This window comes from Bradyrhizobium sp. U531 (assembly GCF_051710265.1).
GTDB lineage: Bacteria > Pseudomonadota > Alphaproteobacteria > Rhizobiales > Xanthobacteraceae > Bradyrhizobium.
On sequence record NZ_JASVEN010000001.1, the window covers coordinates 339,241 to 357,562 of the forward strand.

At 65.6% G+C, this 18,322-nt stretch carries 18 protein-coding genes; 12 read left to right on the forward strand and 6 right to left on the reverse strand.

The window, feature by feature from the left end:
- Positions 1-492 precede the first annotated feature (492 nt).
- Positions 493-1,407, forward strand: coding sequence for a PhzF family phenazine biosynthesis protein (locus QRQ56_RS01640; protein WP_438740045.1), 915 nt, complete (start codon positions 493-495; stop codon positions 1,405-1,407).
- Positions 1,408-1,557: 150 nt separating this feature from the next.
- On the opposite strand, the gene QRQ56_RS01645 is transcribed toward QRQ56_RS01640, so the two are convergent.
- Both QRQ56_RS01645 and QRQ56_RS01650 read right to left on the reverse strand, forming a co-directional pair.
- Complete coding sequence (locus tag QRQ56_RS01645; protein ID WP_438737149.1) at positions 1,558-2,019, reverse strand: DUF488 domain-containing protein; 462 nt, start codon at positions 2,017-2,019, stop codon at positions 1,558-1,560.
- A gap of 9 nt (positions 2,020-2,028) precedes the next feature.
- Complete coding sequence (locus QRQ56_RS01650; protein ID WP_438737150.1) at positions 2,029-2,850, reverse strand: DUF72 domain-containing protein; 822 nt, start codon at positions 2,848-2,850, stop codon at positions 2,029-2,031.
- Between the two features lie 117 nt (positions 2,851-2,967).
- On the opposite strand from QRQ56_RS01650, the gene QRQ56_RS01655 reads away from it, so the two are divergent.
- From QRQ56_RS01655 to QRQ56_RS01670, 4 genes are all read left to right on the forward strand, one after another.
- Positions 2,968-3,348 carry a hypothetical protein gene (locus tag QRQ56_RS01655; protein WP_438737152.1) on the forward strand — a complete coding sequence of 127 codons (381 nt, stop codon included), beginning with the start codon at positions 2,968-2,970 and terminating at the stop codon, positions 3,346-3,348.
- Positions 3,349-3,414: 66 nt separating this feature from the next.
- Positions 3,415-3,618 carry a hypothetical protein gene (locus QRQ56_RS01660; RefSeq protein WP_438737154.1) on the forward strand — a complete coding sequence of 68 codons (204 nt, stop codon included), beginning with the start codon at positions 3,415-3,417 and terminating at the stop codon, positions 3,616-3,618.
- Positions 3,619-3,876: 258 nt separating this feature from the next.
- Positions 3,877-5,010 carry a glycosyltransferase family 2 protein gene (locus QRQ56_RS01665; protein WP_438737156.1) on the forward strand — a complete coding sequence of 378 codons (1,134 nt, stop codon included), beginning with the start codon at positions 3,877-3,879 and terminating at the stop codon, positions 5,008-5,010.
- A 7-nt stretch (positions 5,011-5,017) separates the two neighbouring features.
- Entirely contained in the window at positions 5,018-6,520 is a 1,503-nt protein-coding gene (locus QRQ56_RS01670; RefSeq protein WP_438737157.1) for a glycosyltransferase family 39 protein, read from the forward strand.
- 177 nt (positions 6,521-6,697) lie between these two features.
- Here the strand turns inward: QRQ56_RS01670 and QRQ56_RS01675 are convergent, their stop codons facing one another.
- Positions 6,698-8,584, reverse strand: a complete 1,887-nt coding sequence (locus QRQ56_RS01675; RefSeq protein ID WP_438737159.1) for a CHASE2 domain-containing protein — start codon at positions 8,582-8,584, stop codon at positions 6,698-6,700.
- Between the two features lie 107 nt (positions 8,585-8,691).
- Entirely contained in the window at positions 8,692-9,216 is a 525-nt protein-coding gene (locus tag QRQ56_RS01680) for a FecR domain-containing protein (protein WP_438737161.1), read from the reverse strand.
- Positions 9,217-9,862: 646 nt separating this feature from the next.
- Here QRQ56_RS01680 and QRQ56_RS01685 point away from each other — a divergent pair.
- Positions 9,863-10,957, forward strand: a complete 1,095-nt coding sequence (locus QRQ56_RS01685; protein ID WP_438737163.1) for a DUF2778 domain-containing protein — start codon at positions 9,863-9,865, stop codon at positions 10,955-10,957.
- 60 nt (positions 10,958-11,017) lie between these two features.
- Here QRQ56_RS01685 and QRQ56_RS01690 read toward each other — a convergent pair whose 3' ends face one another.
- Both QRQ56_RS01690 and QRQ56_RS01695 read right to left on the reverse strand, forming a co-directional pair.
- On the reverse strand, positions 11,018-11,842 hold the full coding sequence (locus tag QRQ56_RS01690) for an SDR family NAD(P)-dependent oxidoreductase (protein WP_438737165.1): 825 nt from the start codon (positions 11,840-11,842) through the stop codon (positions 11,018-11,020).
- 22 nt (positions 11,843-11,864) lie between these two features.
- Entirely contained in the window at positions 11,865-12,698 is an 834-nt protein-coding gene (locus tag QRQ56_RS01695; protein ID WP_438737167.1) for a MurR/RpiR family transcriptional regulator, read from the reverse strand.
- Positions 12,699-12,834: 136 nt separating this feature from the next.
- On the opposite strand from QRQ56_RS01695, the gene QRQ56_RS01700 reads away from it, so the two are divergent.
- From QRQ56_RS01700 to QRQ56_RS01725, 6 genes are all read left to right on the forward strand, one after another.
- Positions 12,835-14,124: an ABC transporter substrate-binding protein gene (locus tag QRQ56_RS01700; protein ID WP_438737169.1), complete on the forward strand. Its 1,290-nt coding sequence runs from the start codon at positions 12,835-12,837 to the stop codon at positions 14,122-14,124.
- A 79-nt stretch (positions 14,125-14,203) separates the two neighbouring features.
- Positions 14,204-15,148, forward strand: coding sequence for a branched-chain amino acid ABC transporter permease (locus QRQ56_RS01705; RefSeq protein ID WP_438737171.1), 945 nt, complete (start codon positions 14,204-14,206; stop codon positions 15,146-15,148).
- 4 nt (positions 15,149-15,152) lie between these two features.
- Positions 15,153-16,196: a branched-chain amino acid ABC transporter permease gene (locus QRQ56_RS01710; RefSeq protein ID WP_438737173.1), complete on the forward strand. Its 1,044-nt coding sequence runs from the start codon at positions 15,153-15,155 to the stop codon at positions 16,194-16,196.
- Entirely contained in the window at positions 16,193-16,936 is a 744-nt protein-coding gene (locus QRQ56_RS01715) for an ABC transporter ATP-binding protein (protein ID WP_438737175.1), read from the forward strand. Before QRQ56_RS01710 ends, QRQ56_RS01715 begins: the two co-directional genes overlap by 4 nt.
- The gene (locus tag QRQ56_RS01720) at positions 16,933-17,634 is read left to right on the forward strand and encodes an ABC transporter ATP-binding protein (RefSeq protein ID WP_438737178.1); all 702 of its coding nucleotides are present in this window, start codon (positions 16,933-16,935) and stop codon (positions 17,632-17,634) included. Before QRQ56_RS01715 ends, QRQ56_RS01720 begins: the two co-directional genes overlap by 4 nt.
- Complete coding sequence (locus tag QRQ56_RS01725) at positions 17,634-18,299, forward strand: ATP-binding cassette domain-containing protein (RefSeq protein ID WP_438737180.1); 666 nt, start codon at positions 17,634-17,636, stop codon at positions 18,297-18,299. The genes QRQ56_RS01720 and QRQ56_RS01725 overlap by 1 nt, the downstream gene beginning before the upstream one ends.
- Positions 18,300-18,322 lie beyond the last annotated feature (23 nt).

The window sequence follows — 18,322 nt, forward strand, 5'->3', positions numbered from 1 at the left end:
GATGAAATATCAGAGGTAGCTTTCGCGTATTGCATTGTGGAAGCCGAAACCCCTCGGCCTCCACTCGTGATACGGAGAAAGCCAATGACCCGAATGACCCTCATTGCGGCCGCCTTGATCGCGGCTGCCGCTGCCCCGACTTACGCCGCATCGGTCCGGCACGCTGCGCATCCTCGCGCTGTTGTCACTCAGGCGGCGACCGACAGCTGCGTCAGGGCTCCGGCCGAGGGCGCGTATGCTTCTGCGCCCTACACGCAGCCGCCTTGCCTGCCGAGCACGGGCGCCTCGTACGCCTACTGACAAGCAGACAGCGTCGGGCTGGTGAAAGCTTGCCGGCCCGGCGCTGCGTATCTCTGGAGCGTCGTCTTCCAACGCGTCATTGCCATTGCTCCGATTGCTCCGAATTTTGGGGCATGACGGGCGATGTCGCCGGCCTGTAGACTGCCGGCGATGCGGCCGGCTATTGGCCGCGACTTGCATGGGGGAATGACGATGCAGCGCCGCTACATCACCGTCGACGTGTTCACCGACCGCGCCTTCGGCGGCAATCAGCTCGCCGTGGTGCTCGATGCCGGCGGGCTTTCGACGACTCAGATGCAGACCGTCGCCACCGAGTTCAACTATTCCGAGACCACCTTCGTGCTGCCGCCGCGCGACAAGGCCAATGACGCGGAGGTGCGCATCTTCACGCCTGTCCGCGAGATGCCGTTCGCGGGCCATCCCAATATCGGCACCTCCTTCGTGTTGGCGAGCTTCGCCAAGGAGCCGAAGCCGCGCCTGCTGTTCGAGGAGAAAGCGGGCCTCGTGCCGGTCGAGATTCGCAGAGAGCAGGGCAAGGTGGTCAGCACCGAGCTGACCGCGCCGCAGCCGCTGTCGCGACTGGCGGAAGTTTCCGCCGCTGATGTCGCTTCCTGCATCTCCTTGGGCGCCGACGACATCAGGACCGACCATCACGCGCCACAGGTCGTCGGCGTGGGGACGCCGTTTCTGGTGGCGGAGCTGCATTCGCGCGATGCGCTCAAGCGGGCGAGGCCCGACGCGGCCGCCTTCGGCAGGGTGCTGCCGCGCGATGGCGCCGTCTCGGTGTGGTTCTATACGCGCGACGTGGCCGCGTCCGAGGCGCCTTGCGACCGCCAGGCGCGGATGTTCATGCGCGGCGCCAGCGGCCTCGTGGAGGATCCCGCCACCGGCAGCGCGACGGTCGCCGCGGCCGCGCTGTTCGCCGAACTCGATCCCGCGCGCGATGGCGAACTGAAGCTCACCGTCGGCCAGGGTTTCGACATGGGCCGGCCGAGCATCCTGCTGACGCGCGTGCGCAAGCAGGACGGCAAGATCGTCTCCTCCCATGTCGGCGGGCAATGCGTGCAGATGATGGAGGGGACGTTTAGGTTGGCGGGGGAGGGGTAAGGTCTCTCCCGTCATCCTGAGGTGCGAGCCCTTGCGAGCCTCGAAGGATGAACAGCCGAGCTGCAACCTCGGGGGCACGCCGTCGTCCTTCGAGGGCCGCTGAAGAAGCGGCCACCTCAGGATGACGGCTACGGCTGAAGCCGGCGCTGGCTACACCTGCCGCCCCGCCAAATTCTTCACCGTCACCCCATCGCGTTCTTCGATGATCTCCGCGATCATCTGGCGGTGGCAATGGGTGTGGTCGCGCTCGTAGCAGAGCAGGCACACCGGGCCCGCCTTCTTCACCAGCGCCGAGAGCTCGTCCATGGCTTCTCTGGCCTCGGGCGCCTTCAGGTGTTTTGAGAATATCTTCTCCAGCAAATCATACTGACCGCTCCGCGCGGCGAGGCGGCCTTCCTTCGGCGTGCCGAGCGCGGCGAGGTGGACATAGGCGATGCCGCGTTCGTCGAGGCCGGCCGACAGCTGTTTCTTGGAAAAGCCCGGCCGGCGCGACGACGTCACCGCGCGCACGTCGACCACGAGCTTGACCCCGGCGTCCTGCAGCTCGTCGAGCACCGCCTTGGGCGGCGTCTGCTCATAACCGATGGTGAAGAGCTTCTTCGCTTTTGCCATCAACCGTCCTCAGCTTACCCGCGCGATCAGCTCCATGGCGCCGTGCGGGGCACGTACCTTGCCCTCGTGGATGACGTAGGCGAACACGTCGCGCGGCTCTTTCTTGGGCTTGGCCTTGTCGACTTTCGGCAGGTCGCCGGGTTCGCCGCCCGAGGCCCAATCCTTGAAACGCTCGGCCCAGGCATCGAGCTGCTTGGGCGGATAGCAGGTCTTGATCTCGTCATCGCCCTTCTGCAGCCGGGCGTAGACGAAATCGCCGGCCACGTCGGCGATGGCGGGGTATTTGCCGTGCTCGGCGAACACCACGGGCGTCTCGAATTCGCGGATCAGCGCGATGAAATCCGGCGTGCAGAAGCTGTCGTGGCGGACCTCGACGACATGACGCAGCGCGCGCCCCTCGAGCTTGCGCGGCAGCAGCTCGAGGAACTTGCCGAAATCGGCGCCGTCGAACTTTTTCGTCGGCGCGAACTGCCACAGCACCGGTCCGAGATGGTCGCCGAGTTCCAGCACGCCGGAATCATAGAACCGCTTGATGGAATCACCGGCCTCGGCCAGCACGCGGCGGTTGGTGGCAAAGCGCGGGCCCTTCACCGAGAACACGAAACCATCGGGCACCTCGCTCGCCCATTTGCGGAAGCTTTCCGGCTTCTGCGAGCCGTAATAGGTGCCGTTGATCTCGATCGAGGTCAGCTTCGAGGCTGCATAGGACAGCTCCTTCGCCTGCGTCAGCTTTTCCGGATAGAACACGCCGCGCCAGGGCTCGAAGGTCCAGCCGCCGATGCCGATGAAGATGTTGCCTGATTTTTTTGACGCGGTTTTTGCTTTGGCCACGGAGGATCTCGCATCGACGGGAAGGGGAGGCCTCATCCTAGTCAAACGAGATGTGATTGGCCAGTTCTCGCCTCCGGTCTAAGCTCGGCGGTGCGATCTGCGACAAGGGAGAACAAGATGCGGATGCTGATGCTGGGAGCGGCGCTTATCATGATGACATCTGCTGCCATGATGTCCTCGGTCAAGGCGGATGACGACGACGCCAAGGGCGCACAGAAGCTCGCCCAGCAGGGCCGCGACGATTACTGGCATTGTCTGGCGCGGGAATATTCGCGCGACAGCAATCAGGGAAAAACGGAACAGGATTTCGGCCGTTCGGTCGCGAGTGCCTGTCCGTCGGAGCGGCAATACTACCGGGTGGCGCTGCTGGACTATCTCACCACGCAATATCCGAGCATCGATTCCGGCGCTCATCTCGCGACCGCGAACCGGGCGGTCGAGTCCGCGCAGAAGGACATTGTGACCGCTTTCGTCAAACACAGGCCCCCGGCGAAGTAGGGGCCCTTCCGGCTCCGCGCGCTTCCGTGGTATCACGGGGCGTATCTGGATGAGGGATGGGTTTCCATGGCGTCTGAGTCGATGGGGGGCATTTTGGGCGCGGTCGTCGCCGCGATCGTGCTTGCAGTGGCCGTCGTGTTCGGCCCCATCGGGCAGTACGGCAAGCCGCCCAAGCCGGCGAAGCTCGAGCCGGCCCCGGCTGCGGCGCCCGCAGCCCCCGCCGCGCCGGCGCCGCGGGGCCCGATCATCCGGGAAGTGCCGAACCAATAAGGCACGAGAATTCCGGTTTCCGGCCCCTTGCGGAGCGGTCCTGGCGTTCCTATCTAGTCTTTAACGGCGACGTTGAGCGAAAACTCCGGCGCTGGGACGACCTTGGAATAGCTTAAGGCTTGCGCCGGATGTACGCGCAGCCGGCCGTTCCGGGGTCGTTGGCATTTTGGGGCCCCTTTGGGCCGATTCCCACAGACCTCCCGGCTTGGCGGCGCAAGAACTTGGCAGCGCAGGACGCGACGGATATACGCTGCCGTCATGAATGAAGCGATCAGACCGGGCTCCGACCATCCGCCTCAGGCCCAAGAGGGCCCGGAACTATCGGTCATCGTCCCGACCTTCAACGAGCGCGACAACGTCACGGTGCTGTACCGGCGGCTGGAGGCGACGCTCGCCAATGTCGCCTGGGAGGTCGTGTTCGTCGACGACAATTCGCCCGACGGGACCTGGGATGTGGTGCGCGCGCTGGCGCAGCAGGACAGCCGCGTGCGCTGCATCCGCCGCATCGGCCGCCGCGGCCTGTCCGGCGCCTGCATCGAGGGCATCCTGGCCTCCAGCGCGCCCTTCGTGGCCGTGATCGATGCCGACCTTCAGCACGACGAGACGCAGCTGCCGAAGATGCTGTTGCTGCTCGCGAGCGACCAGGCCGATCTCGTGGTCGGCAGCCGCTACATCGAGGGCTACAAGAGCGAAGGCTTCAACAAGCAGCGCGCCGGCGCCAGCGCGCTGGCGACCGAGGTCGCCAGGAAGATGCTGCGGGTCGAGATCGCCGACCCCATGAGCGGTTTCTTCATGGTTCGCCGCGATCGGTTCGAGCAGCTCGCGCCGAAACTGTCGGTGCACGGCTTCAAGATCCTGCTCGACGTCGTCGCGACCGCGCACGGCACGTTGCGGGCCGTCGAGATTCCCTACACCTTCGGTGCCCGCCAGCACGGCGAGAGCAAGCTCGACTCCATGGTCGCGCTCGATTTCCTCGGCCTCGTGCTCGCCAAGCTGACCAACGACATCGTTTCGCTGCGTTTCGTTTTGTTCGCGATGGTCGGCAGCATCGGCCTCGTGGTGCATCTCGCGACGCTGTTCATCGGCCTTCAGCTGTTCAAGGCGCCGTTCGCGGAAGCGCAGGCGGCCGGCGCCATCGTCGCCATGACCAGCAATTTCGTTCTCAACAACTTCCTCACCTATCGCGACCAGCGGCTGAAGGGTTTTGCGCTGCTGCGCGGCCTGATCGCTTTCTACATCGTGTGCAGCGTCGGTCTGCTCGCCAATGTCGGCGTCGCCTTCTCGGTCTACGACCAGGAGCCGATCTGGTGGCTGGCCGGCATGGCCGGTGCCCTGATGGGCGTGGTGTGGAATTACGCGATGTCAGGCCTGTTCGTCTGGCGCAAGAAATAGCCGGAAGATGGCTGGAGCTGACGCGCGGATCGTCCGCAACACCGCGCTGGTGATTTTCGCGCTGGTGGCCCTGCGGCTGGTCGCGGCCGCCGTCACGCCGATTACCTTCGACGAAGCCTATTACTGGATGTGGTCGAAGAACCTGGCGGGCGGTTATTACGACCATCCGCCGATGGTCGCCTATGTGATCCGCGCCGGCACCATGATCGCGGGCGATACCGAGCTCGGCGTCCGCGTATTTTCCATCCTCCTGGCGCTGCCGATGAGCTATGCGATCTACCGCTCCGCGGCGATCCTGTTCGGCGGGGTGCGGGTCGCGGCGACCAGCGCCATCCTGCTCAATGCAACGCTGCTCGCCTCCGTCGGCACGCTGATCGTGACGCCGGACGCGCCGCTGCTGGTTGCCTCCAGCTTCGTGCTGTTCTTCCTCGCCAAGGTGCTCGAGACCGGCCGCGGTGTCTGGTGGCTTGCCGTCGGCGCGGCCGTCGGCGCCGCGCTGCTGTCGAAATACACGGCGATGTTCTTTGGCGCCGCGATCCTGATCTGGCTCATTTGCGTGCCGAAGCTGCGGCGCTGGTTCCTCTCGCCCTGGCCCTATCTCGGCGGCATCGTTGCGCTGGCCCTGTTCTCGCCGGTGATCCTCTGGAATGCCGATCATCAATGGGTCTCGTTCGCAAAGCAGCTCGGCCGCGCGAAGATCGAAGACTTCCGCCCCGTTTTCATTGCCGAGTTGATCCCGGCCCAGATCGCGTTCGCGACGCCGCTGGTCTTCATCCTCGGTGCGATGGGCCTGCACGCGCTGACCTGGCAGCGCGCCGGCGCGCTGGCCTCGCGCGTGCTGATCGAAGCGCTGTTCTGGACCATCGTCGCCTATTTCGTCTGGCATTCGCTGCACGCCCGGGTTGAGGCCAATTGGTTCGCGCCGGTCTATCCGCCGTTCGTCCTCGCAGCGGCCGCCGGAGCCAATCTCGTGCAGTGGAGGCCGCGTGCGCGCCGCGTCGTGGATTTCTGCCTCCGCTGGGCCGCGCCCGCGGGCACCGTGATGTTCATCGCGCTGGTCGTGCAGGCCAACACCGGCTGGCTGTCCGGCTATCGCCGCGACGCGACGGTGCGCAGCGTCGGCGTCGGCTGGCGCGAGCTTGCCGCGGGGATCGAAGCCGAGCGCGTGCGCCATGGCGCGACCTGCGTGCTCGCACAGGACTACGGGACCACCGGCTGGCTCGCCTTCTACCTGCCGCGCGGCACCTGCGTGCTGCAGCAGAACCAACGCATCCGCTGGGTCAACATGGGCGAGCCCGATCCCAAGCTGCTTGCGGGCAAGCTGCTTTATGTCGACGAGCTGCGCCCCGATGGTCACCCCTCCCTCAACGCTCTGTTCGCGAAGGTCACACAGGTTGCGCAATTGCAGCGCAAGCGCGGCCCGCTCGTGGTCGAGACCTACGGCATCGATCTGCTGGAAGACGCCAAGGGCGACGTGCTCGACCGCTCGCCGCCGCCCGAGGCGAGGTAGCTGCTTGTCGTCCCCGCGCACGCGGGGACCCATACCCCCAGGGAGAAGTTTGACGAAGACCGTTCGTGGGCGGCTCTTCAGCCGGTACGGCGACCTGCGCTCATCGAAGGATCACGCGGTAAGGATCCCCGCGTTCGCGGGGATGAAAGTGGAGTGCTGAGTCGATAGCAACAACTGTCAGTCGATCATCTCGGCCTTTGTCGCAGCCTGGCCCGGCCCGCTGTGATCGCGCCAGAACCACACCGTCACGACGCCCGAACGGCCGCGGACGCGGGCGAGGAGGGGGCCCGACAGGACGCCGTCGGGAGCGCCGTGGAAGTCGGCGGCATCCAGCAGCGTATCGCTCAGCGCGAGCCGCGCGCCATTCTGGACGGCCACCTCCATCAGCCGGCTCGCGACGTTGACGGTGTCGCCGGTGGCCGTGATGTGCTGATGGCTTTCGCCGAGACGGGAGGCGACGATCTCGCCGAAATGCGCGCCGATCTTGAAGCCGAGCCGATCGCCGATGGCCGGCGGCAGCGACGCGATCCAGCGTTCGATGCCGCGATGCAAGTCGATCGCGCATTTCAGCGCACGCGCCGGATCGTCGGGCATCGCGCCCGGAAGCCCAAACAGGATCATGGCGCCATCGCCGAGAAAGCCCGTGATCGTGCCGCCGCAATCGACCGCGGTCCGGTCGATCAGCGCATGAAATGCCTTCAGCACCTCCTGGATCGCGTCCGGATCGGTCCGCTCGCTCAGGCCCGTGAAGCCGGAGAGGTCGATGAAGACCACCGCTGCGTTCTGCCGGACGGGTTTTGACAGGAAGTTGGGATCGCGGGCCAGCCACTCCTGCACCGCGGGCGCCTGAAACTGGGCGAGCGACCTGCTCTTGGCTGCGAGATATTGCGTGCGGCGGCCGCCGGCCCAGAGTTGCACGCCGGCGAAGATCGCAACCGGCGGCACTGCGGCGGCGAGCGTCGTTGCTGCGTTCAGCCAGATGCCGTGCGTGAATGCGAGCGCATTGAGTCCGGCCCAGGCCATCACCACCGCGGCGGCGGCCACGATGCCGAGCGCGCTGCGCCGCCAGGCCAGCAGGCCGACCAGCAGCATCGGAAGCAGGATCGCCGCGAGCGCGTCGGCGATACGAACCCTGTAATCGCGCACGATGCCGTCGCCGGCAACGAGATGCGTGATCGCGGTCGAGACAACTTCGACGCCGGGCATCAGGGAATCGAACGGCGTGGGATAGAAGTCGCCGCCGCCGGCGACCGAGGCGCCGATCACGACGATCCGGTTCTCGATCGCCGCGCGGTCGAGCGTGCCGTCGAAAATGCTCTGCGCGCTGACGGTGCGGATGGTGCGGCGCGGACCGTAATAGGTGATCGGCAGCGCGAAATCGGCATCGGTCGGCACCGCGCGGTTGCCGAGCATGAGGTGATCCGAGGCGATCGTCAGTGCCTTGTCGAGCGCGCGGGCGGCGACCCGCAAGGGAAACGACAGTTCGACCTTGTCCTGGGTGCGGAACAGCATCGGCACCGAGAGCGGCGAGCCCGACTGCCCCGTCGCGACATTGACGACGCCGACCTCGGCGTGGTCGGCAAACGCCGGCAACGGCAGCAGGAAGCGTTCGGCCTGGGGCAGCACGGCGAGGGGGCCCTCGCTGTTCGGCTCCACGGTCTCGCTGGCGGACGGGAAGATCGCCGCGGCGGCCAGCACCATGGGGCCGGTCGCCAGCGTGTTGGCCAGCGTCGCGTCGCCGATCGCGGCGCTGCGGTCGACCAGCAGGAGGTCGATCGCGACGACCTTCGGCTTGAACTGCACGATGGTGTCGACGACGCGGGCGAGGTCGGCGCGCGGCAGCGGATAGCTGCCGCCGCGCTTCACGACGGTATCGTCGATCGCGACGATGGTGACGAGATCGGGCGGACGCTGCACGCCGCGAATCTGGGTTCGCCAATCGGTCAGCGTTGCCTCGAGCCGGTCGAGAAAGCGCAGATGGCCCTTGGCGTGCGCGGCATAGATGCCCGCGCCCCACAGTGCGGTGAGGGCAAGGGCCACCAGGATCTGAACGCGTCTCGTCATCAGCTACTGCAATCTACTTCAGGTACGGCAATCTTCTCTGTCGCCCGTGCCTTGCTGCGCGGGCCTCAATGATCCGGCCTCGTTGGCCGGCTGTATCGACCGGGCCCCTATTGGCCCAATCTTGCCATCAGCGCATCGACGCGCGGCTGGCCCCATGTCTTGACGGTCAGCGGGCCGGTTGCCTCGACGTCGACGCCTTCGCCCGGTCCAAGCACGACGCCGCGTCCGCGGCTTCTGCGCGTGACGCCGACACGTCCGTCCGCAACGAAGACCGATGTCTTGGCATCTGCGACATCGACGGCCCATCTGGTGCCGCGCACGGCGGCGATCGCTTGCGGCGTCAGCACCTTGAAGGGATTGCCGCCGGGCTTCTTGGGCACTTCGACCAGCAGCGCTTTGCTGCTCAATTCCACGGAGTCTATATGTCCGTCGCGGTTAGTGTCCTTAAGTTCAAATCTGGCGCCACTTTCGGCCACGATGGTGATGCCGTTGTCGCAGCGCCACACCTGCGTGCCTGCGGCCGACGGCGATGCCGTGCAGCCCGAATTGGCCGCGGGCTGTGCCATCGCACAGCCGATCAACAGAAACAGCCACGCGGGAGCGAAAAACCCGGCGCGCGCGAACCCCATCATGCCAGCCTCCGTTTGCGTGCTTGGCACAGTTCAAGGCGATGTTGATACGGTACCGTATCACACGCAGAGGCTGCTGAAAAGTGCCGCTCCCGGAGCTATTTCCTCGCTGCGGCATTTTCCAGTCCGCAGTGATCAACTTTCGGTCACGGGAGTGTGCCGCGCGAGCGCTGCGGCGCGTGAGCGAGCGGTCCACGGAGGCGTCGCGAGGGGCGAAGCAGCCGCTTCCGCACGCCAGCCTCGCACAATGCTTCACCGGTATCCTGCGGGCATTGATGACCACGAAAAGGACTTGGTTGGATGCGCTTAAGAAGGGGGCCGGCGAGGCTCGCTGACGACGCCAATCCGGCCGAGAATTATAGTTAACAGACGCGCGTAAGTCCGTAGTTCTGCGGGCTTTTTTCTCAGAATGAGACAGCGTGGACGAGCTGCCCTACATCCGCCCGAACTTAATCCGCATTTAACTAAAAGTCGCCTTAATGACGCTCCGACCCTCTGCGAGATGCTGTTCCCGGATCGTGACCAGCGGCACTTTGAAGGGGGACTGAGTGACACCGTCCTGGACGCAAGGCGAATGAGTACGAGTATCGCTGCGCAAAGTAACGCGGCACGGAAGTCCAAGAGAAATTCGCGGAAATCTTCCCTGAAAATGACCACGACCAATTGGCTTGGCGCCGCGGCCATCGGCTGCGCCGTGATGGGCGCCGGCTGGACCATCTACAGCAACGTCCTGGGCGCGAGCGTCTATCCGTCGGTCGGCAGCATTGGCTACGACGAGCCGGTGGTGAAGCGGGCGCCCAAGGTCGCGCTGCGTGAAGCGGGCGACGCCATCAAGGAAGCTTTCGCGCTGCTGCCCGACCGGCTGCAGGTCGCAGCCCCGATCTCGCGCGAGATGTTCAACGAGCGCTTTGCTGCGGCCGCGACCCAGGGCGTGGCGTCGAATGCAGCGAGCGCGGCGCCTGCGACCCAGGTTGCGGTGCTGAAAGATCCCCCGAAGCAGAGTGTGATCGCCAAGGTCGCGGAGGCGCTGAAGCCGGCGGCCCTGACCAAGTCTGCAGACAAGTCCACCGACAAGACGGCTGCGGACAAGACCAAGCGCGCTCCGGATGCCCAGATCCAGCTCGCTTCGGCCGATCCGGCGCAGATCGTGCCGGCCCCCGAAGCGAAGAAGTCGTTCGCGGACCGCGCCAAGGCTGCGGTGATGTCGATCACCGGGCCGCGCCAGTCGATGGTGGAAAAGCTCTGGGGCAAGCGTGAGCCGTCCGGCGGGCTTTTGGCCTATGCCTCGGCCGATGCCAGCATCACCTCGGCCATCGCGCCGAAGGAGCAGAACCCGATGTTCGGCGGTGCGCCGCCCTATGAGCGCGACACCGCGGTCTACGACATCACGGCCAAAGCGGTGTATCTGCCCGATGGCACCAAGCTCGAGGCGCATTCCGGCCTCGGCTCCAACCTCGATGATCCGCGCTCGCAACGCACCCGCATGCGCGGCGTGACCCCGCCGCACATTTACACGCTGAAGCCGCGCGAGGCGCTGTTCCACGGCGTGCCGGCGCTGCGCCTGACCCCGATCGGCGGCGAGAGTGCGATCTACGGCCGCGACGGCCTGCTCGCCCACACCTTCATGCTCGGGCCGAACGGCGACTCCAACGGCTGCGTGTCGTTCAAGGACTACTACGCGTTCCTCGACGCCTATCGCAACAAGGGCATCCGCAAGCTCGCGGTGCTGGCGCGGGTCGAGTAAGCTCAGTCAATCGAGATGATGCAAAAGGGCCGCTTCGCAGCGGCCCTTTTCTTTTGCGCGTCAGCCCGGCCAGCATTGTCCGCCGCCGTCGATCCGCAGCACCTGGCCCGAGACGAAGGCGCCCATGGGCCCTGCGAAGAACTCGACGACGCGCGCGACCTCGTCGACGGTCGCGATGCGGTCGAGCGTGCCGGTCTCGACCATCCGGTTCGCGTCCACCGCGCGCGTGCCGAGGAAGCGGCCGGTGCGTGTGTCGCCCGGCGCGATGCAGTTGACGGCGATGTCGTAGGGCCGGAGCTGGTCGGCGAGGCATCGCGTGTAGTGCGTCACGCCGGCCTTCGACACCGCATAGATCGAGCCCTGGGTGCGCCCCTTGAAGGCGGCGACCGAACCAAGCGTGACGATGCGGCCGCGTTTCCGCTCCATCATGCCCTTTGCGACCGCCTGGCAGGTCAGGATGGTCGAGAGCAGATTGCGCTCCAGCACCGCGCGCACATCCGCCTCCTTGATGAAGACCGCGTCGTTCGGATCGGGCTTGCCGCCCGCCGCCGCGATGTCGCCGCCGGCATTGTGTACGAGGATGTCGATCGGGCCGAGCGCGGCTTCCGTCTCGGCAATTACGCGCGCGATGTCCTCGCCCCTGGTGAGATCGCCGAGCACGCGCTGGCTGCGGATGCCGAACTGCTGGCCGATCTCTGCGGCAACCGCGGTCAGTGTGGTGCCCTCGCCATATTCCGCCGGCCCGTTCTCGCGCATGCCGTGGATGGCGACATCGGCGCCCAGGGCTGCGAGCTTTTCCGCGAAGGCGCGGCCGAGCCCGCGGCCTGCTCCGGTCACCAATGCGACCTTGCCGGCAAGAATCTTCGTTCCGTCATGCGATGCCATGATCTTCTCCTGTTGTGAAAGCTCAGTCTGCCGCGAGGTCGAGGCCGATCGCCATGGCCTGCACCAGGCACATCGGTGCCACCAGTGTGCGCAGTGCCGGCTCGGGCATGTCCTGGATCTCGAACACCACGCGCGCGCCTTCGACGATCGGGCTGAGCAGGCTGTCGGTGATGGAGATCGTGGGTACGCCGCGTGCGACGAGCTCGGGAAACAGCCGCGCCGTATCCGGATAGTAATTGCGGAAGCTGATCGCGACCAGCGCGTCCTCCGTGGTCGCGGCATGCGACTGCTCGTGGATGCTGCCGCCGGTGCCGTCGAGCAGGACGACGCGGCGACCGAGCTTGCGCAAGACATAGGCGAGGTGGGTTGCCACCGGAAACGAGCCGCCGAGGCCGAGCAGATAGATGTCGCGCGCCTTCGCGAGAATGGCGGTCGCAGCGTCGAGCTCGCGCGCATGCACAGACTGGCTCAACGTCACCAGCGACGACTGCGCCTCCGAGACGAAGCGCGAGAGCACCGCGGCCGGCTGGCGGCCGAGCACCGATTTCTCCTCGCTCTTCATGCGGGCGAGCCGCGCCTTGTAGCTCGGCGCGACGCCGGCCACGAGGCGTGAGCGGAACACCTGCTGCATTTCCGTGAAGCCGCCGAAGCCGAGCGCGTGGGCGAAGCGAACGATCGCCGACGGCGGCACGCCCGAGCGCTGCGCCACCTCCGCGACCGTGCCGAGTGCGACCTCAGTCGGGTGATCGAGCACGAACTCTGCGATTTGCTGCAGCCGCCCGGACAGCGCGCGGTGCCGCTGCGCAATCGCGCCGCGCAGCTCGTCGTAGCTCATGGCGCCCTGTGCCTTGTTCATCGTCTCGGGTCTCCGGATCGGTCGCCTGTTTAACGGCATTTCACCGTTTGGACCAAATATTCTACTTTACATCACAAATGGAATGAATATTCTAATCGCACAAAAAAGCAAAAGACTTCGAAAACGGGAGGAAACGATGAGGCGTCAGATCTCACGGCGAAGCGTTTTGAAGGGCAGCTTGATGGCGAGCGTCATCGGCGGCACCGGCAGCTTCTTTGGGCCGTGGAAAGAGAATCACGCGTGGGCGCAAGGTGCCAAGCCGATCAAGCTCGGCCTGACCTGCGATGCCAGCGGCCAATACGGCAACAGCGGCCAGGATGATTTCCGCGGCATCAAGATGGCAATCGACGAGGTCAACGCCAAAGGCGGCGTGCTCGGGCGGCAGGTGACATTCATCACCGCGGACACCGAGACGACACCGGCCACCGGCAGCCGCGTCGCTGAGCGCTTCATCACCCGCGAGGACTGCACCATTCTGATCGGCGCGCTGCATTCCGGCGTCGCCAACGCCATCACGCAGGTCGCCAGCAAATACGGCGTTATCTACATGAACACCAATTCCTCCGCGCCGAGCGAAGCCGGGGAGAATTGCTCACGCGTGAAATTCGTGTGGGACGGCAACGGCACCAATTTCTCCAAGGCGTCGGTCAAGAACGCGGTTGATTCCATTGGCAAGAACTGGATGCTGCTGACCAATGACTATGTCTGGGGGCACACCACCTCGGCCGCGACCAAGACGCAGGCCGAGGCGGCCGGCGGCAAGATCATCGACAATCTCCTGGTGCCGCAGAACACCCGCGACTTCACCGCCTATCTCCTGAAGATCCAGCAGGCTAAACCCGACGTGGTCGCAACCGCCATCGGCGGCGACGACATCAAGGCCTTGCGCGAGCAGGTCGCCCAGCTCAAGCTCGACGGCAAGCCGGCCTGGATCAACAACCAGCAGGACTGGCCCGACGTGTGGGGCGCGCCCGACAGCCTGTTCGGCGTGTTCGGCACGACCTGGTATCACAAGCTGCAATTGCCGGGGGTCGCCGACTTCGTCAAAAAATGGCAGGCCGCCAACAAGGACGGCCCGATCCCGGTGCCCGGCAACGTGTCCTATAACGGCTACATGTCGACGCGCGAATTGCTTCGTGCGATCGAGCGGGCAGGGTCGACCAACAACGTCAAGATCATTAGGGAGCTCGAGAACCTCAAGGTCTCGGCGACCGATCGCATGCAGCATTTCGATGCCTACATGGATCCGATGACGCATCAGATGCAGCAGACGATCTATCTGGCGCGGCGCAACGCCAAGCCGGCGGACAATACCGATCTGTTCGAGATCATCAGCTGGACCGAGCCGAAATCGGCCGCCGATGACGCCGCGCCCGGCAAGTGCAAGCTGACGCCTTACGAGCAGGTGCCGACCGTCGACTCCTAGCGGCGGTCCATCCCATCGCAGAACGAGCGGCGCGCAATCGCGCGCCGCGTGCCCGGGCCGTCATTGTTCCGGGCGAGGCATGCCAGTTGCGAGAGCCAACACCTTGTTCGACCTTCTTCCGCATCTCCTGAACGGGCTGACACTCGGCCTGTTGTTCGCACTGATTGCGCTCGGCTTCATGCTCATTGTCGGGCTGATGGAGCAGATCAACCTGGCGCATGGTTCCCTGTTCGCGCTCGGGGCCTATGTCGCCATGCAATTCACGGGACCACGCCCGCCATTGCCGGCTGATCTGGCAAAAGCCTGGCTCGCGTTGCCGCTGGGCTGGCGCTACGCCGCGACGCTCGTCATCGCGCCCGTGATCGTCAGTCTCGTCGGCATGCTGATCGAGCTCTGCATGCGGCGCACCTATGGCAAGGACCCGCTGTATGGACTGCTGCTGACCTTCGGCGCGGCGATGGTGATCGAGGAGCTGATCCGCCTGGTCTGGGGCACGCGCGACTACGTGCTGCAGGTGCCGTCCGCCATCAACGGCGGTTTCCTGTTCGGTGACCTGATTTGGTCGACCTACCGCTTCTATGCGGCGGGCATTGCGGCGGGGATCATCGGCCTGGTCTGGCTGTTGATCGAGAAGACCTCGTTTGGCGCGACCGTAAAGGCCGGCGCGCATGACAGCGAGATCGTCCGTGCGCTCGGCATCAACCTGTCGCGATTGCGGCTGCTGGTCTTCGTGTTCGGAACGATGCTGGCCGCGATCGCCGGAATGATCGTTGCGCCGATCTGGGGCATTCGCCCGCATATGGGCGTCGATGCCGTCATTCCTGCATTCCTGGTGATCGTGCTCGGCGGCGTCGGAAGTTTCTGGGGCGCGGTCGTGGCGGGGCTTCTGGTCGGGCTCTGCGTCGGTCTTGCCGGCGCTTACGCGTCCGAATGGTCGCTGTTGTCGATGTACATCCTGCTCGTCGCCGTCGTGACGTTCCGCGCGCGTGGCCTGTGGGGCAAGAAGAGCGTGCTCGAGGCCTAGGGAAATGATTGTGGGATCAAATTCGTCGTCCGACGCCGGGCGCCTGGTCACGCCGACCATGCTGGTGCTCTGGCTCGTGCTCGCAACGGTGCCGCTCTGGATCACCAAGGTCGGACTCTATCCTTATCTCGGGATCGAGATTCTGATCTGGTCGCTCTATGCGCTGGCGTTCAACCTGGTGCTGGGCACGGCCGGACTTCCGTCATTCGGGCATGGCGCCTATTTCGGCATCGGCGCCTATGCGTTCGGACTGTGCCAGTTCGACATCGTCGCCAATCTCTGGGTCTGCCTCGTGGCGGCGGTGCTGGCTGCGGGGCTCGCCGGCGCGCTGGTCGCCCTGTTCATCTCGCACCGGCGCGGCATCTACTACGCGTTCATGACGATCGCCTTCGGGCAGATCTTCTGGACGCTGGCGATCAAGTCGCACCGGATCACCGGCGGCGAGGACGGACTTCTCAAGATCAGGCGGTTGCCCGCCGATTTCGGCTTGGTCTCGTTCGACCTCACCGACAACACCGCGTTCTACTATTTCGTGCTCGCGGTCTTCGCGGTGGGTACTGCGGCATTGTGGCGGCTGGTACACTCGCCCTATGGCCGTGTGGTCGCGGCAATCAGGCAGAGCGAGATTCGCGCCTCCCATCTCGGCTACAATGTGTGGCTCTACAAGGCGTCGGTGTTCGCGCTGTCGGCCGCCGTGTCCGGCTTTGCCGGCGGGTTGTTCGCGATGGCGCAGCTTGCCGCGTTCCCCGATGTGATGAGCCTGCATCAATCCGGCTACGTCGTGATGATGACGCTGGTCGGCGGCGGGCTGGTCAGCTTTTGGGGGCCGGTGGTCGGGGTGTTTCTCTTCCTCACCGCGCGCGACGTCATCGGCGCGCTCACCAACGCCTGGATGCTCTATTTCGGTTTGCTGTTCATCGCGATCGTGCTGTTCCGCCCGGAGGGCATTGCCGGCGCACTCTCGGCAGCGGTGCAGCAGCATTCGCTCAACGCGTTGCGGCGGCGCGGCACGTCCGCAATGCGGCTCCTGGTCGGAGGCGGGCGATGAGCATGCTGGAGGCCGCGAATGTCCATGTCCGCTTCGGCGACCGCGTCGTGCTGGAGAGCGTCGATCTCGCGGTGGCCGAGGGCGAGTTCCACGGCGTGATGGGTCCGAACGGTGCGGGCAAGACCACCTTCTTCAATGTCCTCACCGGTCGGGTGAAGCCGAGCCGCGGCCGGGTCCTGCTCGGCGGCGAGGATGTCACGGGCCTGAGCCCGCACCGGATCGCCGCCAAGGGCATCGCCCGTTCGTTCCAGATCATGACGCTGTTCGACGAGTTCTCCGCCCGCGACAACGTGATGATGGGCCTGCCTGAGTTTCGTGCGCGCGGCCTCGATATCGCACGCGCGGCCTCGGGCGATAGCCGGTTTTCGGCGAAGGCATCCGAAACGCTCGCCGCGGTCGGGCTTGCCGACAAGGGCGATGTCCGTGCCAAGGACCTGTCCTATGGCGACCGCCGCGCGCTGGAGATCGCGGTCGCTCTGGCGCAGGCACCGCGCGTGCTGTGCCTGGACGAGCCGACCTCCGGCCTCGGCTCCGATGGCGTGCAGCGCCTCGCCACGCTGGTCGCGCGCCTGAAGGGCAGGCTGACCATCGTCGCCATCGAGCACGACATGGAGTTCCTGTTTTCCCTGGCGGACCGGATCTCGGTGATCCATTGGGGCCAGGTGGTCGCGCGCGGCACGCCGCACGAACTCCAGCAGAACGAATGGGTCCGTCGCTCCAACCTCGGGAAGTTCGCATGATCCTCGAAGTGGACGGCGTCGATACCTTCTATGGCGAAACCCAGGCGCTGTTCGGCGCCTCGCTCGCGATCGAGCACGCAAAAGTATTTGCACTGCTCGGGCCGAACGGCGCCGGCAAGACCACCATGCTGCGTTCGATCCTCGGGCTGACGCGGCCGCGCCGCGGTAGCGTGCGCTTCGACGGCAACGACGTGACGCGCAATCCGACCCACGAGATCGCGCGTGCCGGCATCGGCTGGGTACCGGACGACCGGCGTCTGTGCCCGACCTTGTCGGTGGCGCGCAACCTGTCGATCGCGCAGAAGCGCACGCGTTTTCGCAACTGGTCCGTCAAGGAGGCCGCGGCGATCTTTTCGCCGCTCGAATATCTCATGGAGCGCGACTGCGAAAACCTGTCGGGCGGCGAGATGCAGATGGTCGCCATCGCCCGCGCGCTGGTCGGCTCGCCCGGCCTCGTGCTGTTCGACGAGCCGAGCCAGGGGCTCGCGCCCAAGATCGTCGGTGACGTGCTCGCCACCATCATGCGGATGAAGCAGGAGGGAATCGCCTCGCTGGTCGTGGAGCAGAATGCCGAGATCGCCCTCTCGGTCGCGGACCACGCCGCGGTGATCGATCGCGGTCGGATCGTCTGGACCGGGGAGGCGGCCGCCTTGCGCGAAGATCGCGACCTGCGTCAACGCTTGCTGGGAGTACAGTGATGGCTGCGCCGCTGCTCGTTCTCGACGACGTCCGCAAGGTCTATACGCGGGGCCGTATGGTCCGCCGTCCCACCTTCACGCTCCAGGCGAGCCTGACGCTGGACCAGCCCGGCATCGTCGGCGTCGTCGGCCCGAACGGTGCCGGCAAGACCACCCTGTTCGAGATGATGACCGGCTCCAATGCGCCGACCTCCGGCCGCGTCCTGGTCGCCGGCACCGACATCCATGGCGTCAAATATCGCGAGCGCGACCGGCTCGCGATCCACTATCACCAGTCCTATCAGGTCCGGCGCTTCCGCAAGCGTGTTCCATCTGCCCTGCTGGCGCCGTCGCCGACCCGGACGCCGTTGGTGCATCTGTTCGATGAGCCGCAGTTCAACCTGCAGGACGGCTATATCGGCTTCATGCTCGATTTCTTCCGCAAGCTGCGCGACGAGGGGAGGCTGGTCATCCTCTGCATGCATCCGACGGCGAGCTGGCATCTGGACATCCTCGCCGAGATTGCTGAGCAATTCCTGTTCGTGGCTGGCGGCGGGGTGACGCAGATCGCCGATTTTCGCGGCCTCGTCACTGAGCCCCGCTTTCGCGCCTATCTCGGGCCGGAGATGACACGGGCTGCGGAGGTGCTTTGTCAGGGCAGCATTGCGCGCAAATTTGACGCGTGAGGTGGCGCGCCCTGCTGTGCTAA